Origin of the sequence: Streptomyces sp. NPDC056987, assembly GCF_042673865.1 — a bacterium.
GTDB lineage: Bacteria > Actinomycetota > Actinomycetes > Streptomycetales > Streptomycetaceae > Streptomyces.
Map to the genome: position 1 here is coordinate 143,401 of NZ_JBHURV010000006.1, position 9,523 is coordinate 152,923.

Annotated in this window: 12 protein-coding genes and 1 pseudogene; 6 read left to right on the plus strand and 7 right to left on the minus strand. The window is 73.4% G+C overall.

Going from position 1 to position 9,523, the window contains the following annotated elements; genetic code table 11:
* Positions 1-32: 32 nt before the first annotated feature.
* Complete coding sequence (locus ACFTZC_RS09645; protein ID WP_382888371.1) at positions 33-860, minus strand: YhjD/YihY/BrkB family envelope integrity protein; 828 nt, start codon at positions 858-860, stop codon at positions 33-35.
* 130 nt (positions 861-990) lie between these two features.
* On the minus strand, positions 991-1,347 hold the full coding sequence (locus tag ACFTZC_RS09650; protein WP_382888224.1) for a PRC-barrel domain-containing protein: 357 nt from the start codon (positions 1,345-1,347) through the stop codon (positions 991-993).
* 185 nt (positions 1,348-1,532) lie between these two features.
* On the opposite strand from ACFTZC_RS09650, the gene ACFTZC_RS09655 reads away from it, so the two are divergent.
* Positions 1,533-2,021: a GNAT family N-acetyltransferase gene (locus ACFTZC_RS09655; protein ID WP_382888225.1), complete on the plus strand. Its 489-nt coding sequence runs from the start codon at positions 1,533-1,535 to the stop codon at positions 2,019-2,021.
* Positions 2,022-2,085: 64 nt separating this feature from the next.
* On the opposite strand, the gene ACFTZC_RS09660 is transcribed toward ACFTZC_RS09655, so the two are convergent.
* From ACFTZC_RS09660 to ACFTZC_RS09675, 4 genes are all read right to left on the minus strand, one after another.
* A complete protein-coding gene (locus tag ACFTZC_RS09660; RefSeq protein WP_382888226.1) occupies positions 2,086-2,457 on the minus strand; it encodes a VOC family protein in 372 nt (123 codons plus the stop codon).
* A 101-nt stretch (positions 2,458-2,558) separates the two neighbouring features.
* Positions 2,559-3,275, minus strand: coding sequence for a phosphatase PAP2 family protein (locus ACFTZC_RS09665; protein WP_382888227.1), 717 nt, complete (start codon positions 3,273-3,275; stop codon positions 2,559-2,561).
* Entirely contained in the window at positions 3,272-3,895 is a 624-nt protein-coding gene (locus ACFTZC_RS09670) for a phosphatase PAP2 family protein (RefSeq protein WP_382888228.1), read from the minus strand. The genes ACFTZC_RS09665 and ACFTZC_RS09670 overlap by 4 nt, the downstream gene beginning before the upstream one ends.
* Positions 3,892-4,584, minus strand: a complete 693-nt coding sequence (locus tag ACFTZC_RS09675) for a DedA family protein (RefSeq protein ID WP_382888229.1) — start codon at positions 4,582-4,584, stop codon at positions 3,892-3,894. The genes ACFTZC_RS09670 and ACFTZC_RS09675 overlap by 4 nt, the downstream gene beginning before the upstream one ends.
* A 131-nt stretch (positions 4,585-4,715) precedes the next feature.
* On the opposite strand from ACFTZC_RS09675, the gene ACFTZC_RS09680 reads away from it, so the two are divergent.
* Positions 4,716-5,087 (plus strand): BlaI/MecI/CopY family transcriptional regulator, encoded by a 372-nt coding sequence (locus ACFTZC_RS09680; RefSeq protein ID WP_382888230.1) that lies wholly within the window; start codon positions 4,716-4,718, stop codon positions 5,085-5,087.
* On the plus strand, positions 5,084-6,025 hold the full coding sequence (locus ACFTZC_RS09685; RefSeq protein WP_382888231.1) for a M48 family metalloprotease: 942 nt from the start codon (positions 5,084-5,086) through the stop codon (positions 6,023-6,025). Before ACFTZC_RS09680 ends, ACFTZC_RS09685 begins: the two co-directional genes overlap by 4 nt.
* Positions 6,026-6,195: 170 nt before the next feature.
* Here ACFTZC_RS09685 and ACFTZC_RS09690 read toward each other — a convergent pair.
* Positions 6,196-6,588 (minus strand): annotated as a pseudogene (locus tag ACFTZC_RS09690) (hypothetical protein); the annotation flags it as partial.
* A 364-nt stretch (positions 6,589-6,952) separates the two neighbouring features.
* On the opposite strand from ACFTZC_RS09690, the gene ACFTZC_RS09695 reads away from it, so the two are divergent.
* The 3 genes from ACFTZC_RS09695 (at position 6,953) to ACFTZC_RS09705 (ending at position 9,409) form a co-directional block, all read left to right on the plus strand.
* Complete coding sequence (locus ACFTZC_RS09695; RefSeq protein ID WP_365820583.1) at positions 6,953-7,270, plus strand: metalloregulator ArsR/SmtB family transcription factor; 318 nt, start codon at positions 6,953-6,955, stop codon at positions 7,268-7,270.
* Positions 7,267-8,145: an SRPBCC family protein gene (locus ACFTZC_RS09700; protein WP_382888232.1), complete on the plus strand. Its 879-nt coding sequence runs from the start codon at positions 7,267-7,269 to the stop codon at positions 8,143-8,145. The genes ACFTZC_RS09695 and ACFTZC_RS09700 overlap by 4 nt, the downstream gene beginning before the upstream one ends.
* A 151-nt stretch (positions 8,146-8,296) precedes the next feature.
* A complete protein-coding gene (locus tag ACFTZC_RS09705) occupies positions 8,297-9,409 on the plus strand; it encodes an acyltransferase family protein (protein ID WP_382888233.1) in 1,113 nt (370 codons plus the stop codon).
* Positions 9,410-9,523: the final 114 nt, after the last annotated feature.

The window sequence follows — 9,523 nt, forward strand, 5'->3', positions numbered from 1 at the left end:
GCACGCCCCTTCGCGTCGGCGGTCAGCGGCCGTCAGCCGTCGTTCGTCTCCCGCGTCGGGTCCGCGCCGGGGGCCGGTCCCGCCGCGGCGAGCGCGCGGCGCAGCCGCTGATGGGTGCGGTTCTCGTGGAAGAGACGGCCCACCAGCGAGCCGCCGTACACGACGAACCCGACGCCGACGAGCCAGGACTGGAGCACCAGCACCGTACCGAACGGGCCGTACGTGACGGCGTTCGAGGCGATCAGCGGTGAGAAGACGACCCGGGAGAAGATCCGGAGCCCGAGCAGGCCCAGGGCGGTCGCGACGGCGCCCGGTATCAGCGCCCGCCAGCGCACCCGGCCCGCGAGCAGCACCCGCTGGGACCACCAGAAGAAGAGAAACGTCAGGACCAGATCACCGGCCGTGCCGAGCGTCAGCACGACGACGGAACTGGACGTCACCGGTGTGTTGACGAACACCACCAGGAAGGCGACGAGCGCCGCCAGCCACACCACATGGCGCCACATCGTGTGCCAGCGGGCCGTCGACAGCTCCCAGATCCGCTCGTACCCCGTCTGCACGGCGCCGCCGAAGGTCAGTCCGAACACGGCGAGCGCGGCGAGCCCGAAGGCCGTCGTCCGCTGCAGCGCCTGCCCCGGCCGGCCGAACAACTGCTGGATCTCCTGCTGCGACGAGGCGGAGACCCCGAGCCCCTGCCCCAGCCAGCGGGCGAAGCCCTGCCCACTCGCCGGGTCCGCCGCGGCGACCAGGATCAGCAGCGGCACCAGGGTCAGAAAACCCAGCGCGGCGAAGCTCATGGCCCGGTGCATCAGCTCCGTCTCGCGCCCGCGGTTCCAGGTGAGCACGGCGAGCGACGCCATCCTGCGGGGCAGGGCGGTGAACCGGTGCCTCTCCCGCCGCCCACCGAAACGTTGCCGGGTCATGTCCCGTCCCTACCCCGGTACCGGGCGCTCCCGCGCCGCGCTGCGCCGACGGCCCCCGGATGGCTCCTCAGCGCCGGCCGAGCCTGCGCTCGCCGCCCGCGCCGGTGCTGTACGGAAGCCCGTAGTGGGCGAAGATCCCGGGCTCCATCTCCGCGAGCAGTTCGCCGTCCGTGTCGATCGAGGGGGCTTCCTTGGCCAGCCTCCTGTCCCACGGGACCTTCAGGTACCCGGGACCGACCGTGGCCTCGGCCAGCGGTACGAAGACCAGCCGCCGCTTGGTCGGCAGCCCGACCGTGACCGTGGCGAACGACGGGGCGTCCGTCGCCGTGTCGACATAGACGGCTTCCAGCGAGCCGATCTTCCGCTTCTCGGCGTCGACCACGTCGTGGCCCCGCCACTCCCGGATGTCATCCGCTTCGAACATGTCCGTCCCGCTTTCTCGTCCGCCGGCCGCCGGGTGGTGCGGCATCGGCCGCTCCGCTCACGTGTACCCCAGATTTCCAGGGCGGCGCCGGATCGCCGTCGCGAACCGCCGAAGCCCGTGCCGAAAGCCGGTGGCCGCGCGAAAACCGCTGTCGTCGCGCGGGGGCCGACCGGCATCATGTCCCCATGTTGATCAGGGAAGCCACCCCCGAGGACTGGCCCGCCGTCTGGCCTTTCTTCCACAAGATCGTCGCGGCCGGCGAGACCTTCACCTATCCGACCGGGCTCAGTGAGACCGACGGCCGTGACTGGTGGCTGCTGACGGCCCCGAACCGATCCGTCGTGGCCGTGGACGGTGCCGGTACGGTCCTGGGCACGGCGAAGATGAACGTCAACCACATGGGCAACGGTTCGCACATCGCCGGTGCCAGCTACATGGTCGACCCGGCGCACGCCGGGCGCGGCGTGGGCCGGGCGCTCTGTACGTACTCCGTCGACTGGGCCCGCGCCGCAGGCTTCCGCGCGATGCAGTTCAACGCCGTCGTCGAGACCAACACCTATGCCGTGAAGCTGTACCGGTCGCTCGGATTCGAGATCCTCGGCACGCTCCCCGAGGGATTCCGGCATCCCACGGAGGGCTATGTCGGCCTGCACATCATGCACCTCAAGCTCTGATCCGGCCCCGGGCCCCCGGTCCGGCGGCGCGGGGAGCGTTTCCGGAGGCCGGGGCGCCGGGAGGTCAGCGCTCCTGAAGGACGGAGAGGATGTTCCCCGCCGGGTCCGTGAACCACGCGATGTACGGGCCGCCGTCCCGGAAGACGCCCTTCTCGTCCGCGTCCATCCCCGGATAGCGCTGGAGGCGCACGCCCCGGGCGGTGAGTTCCTCGACCGCCGCGTCGATGTCGGTCACCGGGAAGTTGAGGATCGTGAACGTCGCCGGGGTGTGGTCGGGCTTGGGGTAGATGAGCACCGTGGTGCCGCCGGCCAGCCGCAGGCGGAGCAGGCCGTACTCCTCGGTGACCTCCAGTCCGAGCGTCTCGCCGTAGAACCGCCGGGCCTTGTCGATGTCGTCGACGGCGAATCCGCTGAACGCCTCGCTCCTGCCGAACATGGCTCTGTCCTTCCCTCGCGTGTTTCGTTCGCGTCGTATGGGTTGTAGGGGGCGTAGTGGTCGTAGGGGGCGTAGGGGTAGACGCCTCCGGCACCCCGGACTCATCGGCCGTCCGGTACCGCCCCGAGACGCCCCCTCGTGACCAGGGCCGCCCCCAGGCCGAGCCAGAAGCCGGCGAACAGCCATCCCCCGAGCACATCGGTCGCCCAGTGCACCCCGAGAAAGATCCTGCTCAGCCCCACGGCCACGGCCCAGCAGCCCAGAACCACCATGAGCGGATACGCGGCGAACGGCCACCCGGCGGACCGGGGGCGGGCGCGGGCCCGGCGCCGGCTCGCCCGGGCCACGCCCCAGATCAGCGCCCCCGCCACCAGGGCCGAGGTCGTGGTGTGCCCGGACGGGAAGGCGTAGCCGGACGCGTGCGTGGCCCAGTCGTCCACCGGGGGCCGCGGCCGGGCGATCGTCTCTACGAGGCCGTACCGCACGGCCTGTCCCGTGAGCAGGAACAGCAGCGCCGCGACCGCCCCGTACAGCCGTCGCCGGACGCCGCTCCCGGCGAGCACCCCGGCCACCACGGCACCCAGATAGGGGAAAACCCCGGTGCCGGTGGCGGTCACCGCCCTGGCCAGCGCCGTGGCGACCGGCGGGCGGTGGGCCACCGACCAGTCGAGCGCGCTCCGGTCCACCGGGAACGGGGCGCCGTGCCGGCCGGCCACGGCCACGGCCAGCGCGGCGAAGGCCAGGGCGCAGAGCGCGACGGCGACGGCCGCCGGCGGCGGCAGCCGGACCGGCCGGGGGAGGATCCCCCGCGCGCTCACCGTTTGGCCACCAACGGCGCGAACCGGGTGGTGCCCAGCCGCTCGGCCACCGGAGCGGTGGCCCGGCGCGCCCCCGCCATCAGGGCCCAGGCCACGCCCGCCCCCACGGCCAGCCCGAGCACCACGTCATGCGGATAGTGCGCCCCGACCCAGACCCGCGAGGCCCCCATCGCCACCGCGGCCGGGACGGCGAGCGCGGCGAGCCCGCGGTCCGTGAAGAGCAGGGTGGCGGCGACCGCCGCCGCGAGCACGGCGTGGTTGCTGGGCAGCGACCAGTCGCCCAGGGCGGGACAGACCTCGACCGTGACCGTGTGCAGGGTCTGGCAGGGCCGCTGTTCCCGCAGCAGCGCCTTGAGCCCCGTACTGACGACGAAACCCGCCAGGACGGCCAGGGGCGCGGCCAGCGCCAGCGCCGCCCGGGCCGAGCCGCTCGGACGGGCCCGCCACCACGCGGCCAGCAGCAGGGCGCCGAAGAGGAAGAGGCCGTACGTCGACCAGACGGAGACCGCGGTGTCCAGCCAGCCGGGGGAGCGGTGGGCCACGTCGGTGACGGAGGTGTACAGCCCGTCGTCGAACCACCGGTCGCCGTGGGGGAGCGCGGCGGCAACGGACGCCGTCACCGCGACCCCTCTTCCGCCGAGGGGGCGACGGGCGCGCCGTCCCCGGCCGTCCGGCGGGAGCGCCGTACCTCCAGGGCCACCGGGACCAGGGAGACGAGCACCACGAGCGCCACGAGGGGCAGCAGATAGCGCTCCACATCGGGCACGGAGGAGCCGAGCGCGTACCCGGCGAGGACGAGACCGACGGTCCAGAGCACGCCGCCCGCGACCTGCCAGAGCGTGAAGACCCGGGCGGGCACGTTCAGCGCGCCGGCGAGCGGGTTGAGCACGGTCCGTACGAGCGGCACGAAACGGGCCAGCACGATCGCCTTCGCGTGGCCGTACCGGTCGAGCAGCTCCTCGGCGCGGGCCGCCGCCTCGTGCAGCTTGCGGGCCCGGCTGCGGGCGAGCAGGGCCCGGCCGCCGCGCCGGCCGATCCAGTAGCCGGTCTGGGCGCCGATCAGCGCCCCGGCGACCGAGGCGACGAGCACCTGCCCCAGCGCGAGCGGCGCGGAGCCGTGGCCGCCGGGGACACTGAGCAGACCGGCGGTGAACAGGAGCGAGTCGCCGGGGAGGAAGAAGCCGACCAGGAGCCCGGTCTCGGCGAAGAGGACGACGGCGATGCCGAGGGCACCGAACGCGGCGAGCAGGGACCCCGCGTCGAGGAGGTTCACGGCCTGCGGCATCGTCGCGAACGCGGATACGGCCATAGAAGAGCTGCTCCCATAATGGTGGACAGGGATGTCCTGCATGACGATCTGATGGACTGCGGATCCGATTGACTACAGATCTGTAGACGGTCTACTTCACTGTAGACGAAAGAAGTGGGAGGAGCGTTCCCATGGGCGAGGAGAGCCCGGAACGGCGTCCGGCGGGCGAGCTGGAAGCCGGTGTGCTGGCGGCGCTGTGGGCCGCGGACGGGCCGCTCACGCCGGGCAGGGTCCAGGAGGAGCTCGGCGGGTCGCTCGCCCGCACCACCGTCACCACGATCCTGTCGCGGCTGTACGAGAAGGGCAGCGTCACCCGCGTCAGGGCCGGGCGCGGCTACGCGTACACCCCGACCGAGGACGCCCCCGGACTCACCGCCCGCCGGATGCACTCCGAGCTGGCCAAGGACGAGGACCGCGGCGCGGTCCTGGCCCGGTTCGTCTCCCAGCTCAACGACGAGGACGAACAGCTGCTCCGCTCCCTCCTGGACGGCGGTACCGCGTGACCTCCGTCGTCTGGGTGCCCCTGCTGATGCCCTTCCTGGCCGTGCCCGCGGCGCGCCGGGCCGCCGCGCCCCTCGCCCCCCGGCACGCCGCGTGGCTGCTCACCGCCACCGCGCTCGTCCTGGCCGTGAGCAGCACGGCAGCGCTGGCGCTGCTCGTCGTCCCGGGCGCGTCGTACGTCCCCGTCGTGGCCCTGCTCGGCGAACTGGTCCGGCCGCTGGCGGCGGGGCCGCCCGCGGTGACCGTCGCGCTCGCCTCGGCCGCCGGCTGCCTGCTGCTGTGGCGTACGGGCGTCCTGGTCACCGCGGTCCGCCACAACCGTGCCGAGCTGCGCCGGGCCAGGGCGGCGGCCGGTGGCGGGAGCGCCGAGCTGGCGGTCCTGCGGGACGCGCGGCCCGACGCGTACGCGCTGCCCGGCCGCCCCGGCCGGATCGTCGTGACCACCGGCATGCTGCGCGCCCTCGAACCGGCCGAGCGTGAGGCGCTGTTCGCCCATGAACGCGCGCACCTGCGCGGCCGCCACCACCTCCTCCTCCAGGCCGCGCAGCTGGCCGCGCTCTGCCATCCGGCCCTGCGGTCCCTGTGCGAGCCCCTCGGTTACGCGCTGGAGCGCACCGCGGACGAGGCCGCCGCGGCGGCCGTCGGCGACCGGCGTCTCGCGGCCCGCGCCATCGGCCGCGCCGCCCTCGCCACCCGCGGCGCGCCGGCCCCGGCCAGGCCGCGCGCCGTCCTGGCCGCCGCCGCGGGCCCGGTACCCCGGCGTGTCGCCGCGCTGCTGGGCGTCGGAGGGGGCGGCGCGCCGGTCCGGCCGACGGCGGGCCGCCTCGTCGCGGGCGCGCTGCTGCTCTGCCTCGCGGTGTCCGGCGCCACGGCACTGGGAGCGGCGGACGACCTGCACACGCACATCGAGATCGCCCAGGGCGAGATCCCCGCGCGCTGACCGGTGTGGCGGATCCCACCCGCCCCGGCTCAGCCGAACAGCCGGCCCAGTTGCAGGGTGTCGCCCGGGGAGCCGCCGGGCGCGCGGTACTCGTGCAGCGCCGCCGGGTGCGGGGACCAGAGCGCCGGCTCCAGACGCGCCGGTCTCTCCGGCACCGGCTCGTGCGCGCCGAGCGACGGCAGCGCCCGGTCCATCCGCAGCGCGTCGACCGACTCGGCGAGCAGTTCGTACTCCGTCGTGTCGTCACGGGTGGCCACGCGGATCAGCCGGCCCGCGGCGAGATGCTCCGCGATCATGTCCTGGTGCGCGACGTCGTCGCGCCAGGCGCGGAGCGTCGTCGGCACGTCCGGCACCCCCCGGGCCACCGGCGCGAGCGCCTCGGCCGGAAAGTGATGGCTGTCGGGGCTGGGATCGAGTCGCTCCGCGATCCAGGTCGCGCGATCCCGCAACCACCACAGTGCAAGTGCCAGAGTGGGGGCGCGATAGGTGCCCAGGGGGACGCCGATGCGCTGTCCGCCGCAGATTCCGTACGCGGTGACATGGCACAGGAATTCGTCATGCACGGCCGCTCTCCTTGCGCCGTTCTGTGAGGCCGGGTGGCCTGGGCCGCAGTGCTGGGGAGGTGCTCGGGCGGTGCCGGGGATGGTGCCGGGGCGGTGCGGTGGGGGGACGTGCGCGGTGGAGCGCCGGGCGGACCCGCGAAGCCGTTCTCCCGTGCTGAGGGAGATGCCCCTTCTGCGGCTCGATTGCCCGAACTTCCAACTATGAGTGGTGCGCTGACGCGCTGTCACCATGAGATTCCGGACAGAATTCGGGCCGTACGGAACGCGGGGCCGCGCGGGTGCGCCGCCGGTACGGAACGCCGGCGCTCGCACCCTGCCCCTGTATGCCCGACCGGCTATATGTCCGGTGGGGTATATTGAAGTCATGCCCATACCGTTCGACGTTCTCGCGGAGCCCAACCGGCGGAAGATCCTCGACCTCCTCCTGGAGCGCCCGTACACGGTGGGCCAGCTCACCGAATCCCTCGGGCTGAGCCAGCCGGGCACCTCGAAGCATCTGCGGGTGCTCCGCGAGGCCGGACTCGTCCGGGTCCGGCAGGAGGCCCAGCGCCGCTGGTACGAGCTGCGGCCCGAGCCCCTCGCGGAGCTCGACGCCTGGCTCGCCCACTACCGCCACCTGTGGTCCGGCGCGTTCGACGCGCTCGAACGGCATCTCGACGCCATGGAGGACGACCCCACATGAACACGACACCGCACGACGCCACGCTGACCACGGCCGACGGCCGCAGCGCCCTGCGGATGGAGCGCCGGCTCCCGCACCCGCCGGAGAAGGTCTGGGCCGCGCTCACCGACCCCGCCGCCCTCCGTGCGTGGTTCCCCGCCGAGGTCACGGTGGAGCTCGTCCCCGGCGGCGCGATGACCTTCCGGTTCCCCGGCGCGGGGGCCGACGACCCCGGTCTGACCGGCACGGTCACGGATGTCGAGGAGCCCCGCCTCTTCGCCTTCACCTGGGGCACGGACCATCTGAGCTGGACCGTCACCCCGGACGGCGAGGGCTCGCTCCTCACACTTGTCCACACCTTCGGCGACCGGCCGGGCGCCGCGAGCTTCGCCTCCGGCTGGCACCTCTGCGTCGACGCGCTCGCCCGGCTCCTCGGCGGCGTCCCCGCCGCCCCCGCCCGGGAGCGCGGCGCGCTCCACGAGTCGTACCTCGGCCGGTTCGGGCTGGACCGGGGGACGGTCGAGTCCGCCGAGCCGGCCGAGCCCGGCGGTGCGGACCGGCTGGTCCGCTTCGAGCGGCAGCTCGTCCGGCCCGCCGAGACCGTCTGGGCGGTGCTCTCCGCCGGGATCGAACCGGTGGCCGGGCTCCCCGTCCCCGTGGGCTTCACCGCCGGGACGGCCCCGGAGGGCCCGGTCACGGAGGTACGGGCGCCCCGGTCGCTGACGTACACCGTGGCGCCGCACTCCGCGGTGACGTGGGAGCTGCGCGAGGGCACGGGGCACGGCGCCCGCCTCGTCCTCACCCAGACCGGCCCCGCGAGATGGGACACGGATGCCGCGCTCGCCGCATGGCGGACCCGTATCGAACAGCTCGCGGTCGCACTCGTGAACTCCTGACGTGTACCGGCCGTTCTCCGGCCGATCACCACCCGGTGGGAAGACGGGTCGGGCGCCTCGTTATGGTGCCTTCAATGTTTGCTTCGCAGTTTCCCCCCACGAACTTGCCAAGAGGCGTCCGCGCCGCCCCGGGTTCCCTCCGGGAGGCAAGGTGACCCAGACCACCGGACAACTCGCCGACCGGACAGGGGCCGTACGGTCCCGTCCGGACGCCGAGGCGGCGCCGGCGCCGCCTCCGGCCCCCGCCAAGAAACGGGACGCTTTCTTCGACAACGCGAAGTACCTGGCGATCCTGCTGGTCGCCGTCGGGCACGCGTGGGAGCCGCTGCGGGACGGCAGCCGCGCGGTCTCGGCCCTCTACATCGTCGTCTACAGCTTCCACATGCCGGCGTTCATCCTCATCTCCGGCTATTTCTCCCGCAGTTTCGACTACCGCCCCGACCGGGTGCGCCGTCTGATCACCGGCATCGCCGTGCCGTACATCGTGTTCGAGGTCGCCTACAGCCTCTTCCACCGGTACACCGCGGACGACCCCTCCATGCCGGTCAGCCTGCTCGACCCGTGGTATCTGACCTGGTTCCTGATCGCCCTGTTCGTCTGGCGGATCACGGCCCCGATCTGGCGGGTCGTCCGCTGGCCCGTTCCCGTCGCGCTCTGCATCGCGGCGCTGGCGACCACGTCACCCGACATCGGTGACGACCTCGACCTCCAGCGGGTCCTTCAGTTCCTGCCGTTCTTCGTGCTCGGCCTGCGGCTCAAGCCCGAGCACTTCCAGCTCGTACGGCGACGCGAGGCGCGGCTGCTGGCCATCCCGGTCGCCGCGCTGACCGTGGTCTTCGCGTACTGGGCCGTCACCCGGATGAACATGGCCTGGTTCTACCACCGCGACAGTGCCGAGGAACTGGGTGCCCCGTGGTGGAGCGGCGTCCTGATGACGTTCGCCCTGTTCGGCTGCTCGCTGGTGATGACCGCCTGCTTCCTCGCCTGGGTACCGGGCCGCCGCATGTGGTTCACGGCACTGGGCGCGGGCACGCTCTGCGGCTATCTGCTCCACGGGTTCCTCACCCAGGGCGCGGGCACCTGGGGCTGGTACGACCCGGCCTGGCTGCACACCCCGCAGGGCGCGGTCTTCGTGACGGTGTTCGCCGGAGCCGTCGTCACCCTGCTCTGTACACGACCCGTCCAGCGGCTCTTCCGCTTCGCCCTGGAGCCCCGGATGGAGTGGGCGTTCCAGAAGGATCCCGTGGAGCGGCACGGAAAGTAGCACCAGCCACTCCGAGCAGGCGCGGGGCGGGGGCCGGCCGGCCACCGCCCCGCGGCCGGGCTCCGAGGTCGAACACAGAGGTCGAACTCGGGGGGCGGCCGGGCCCCCGCCGAG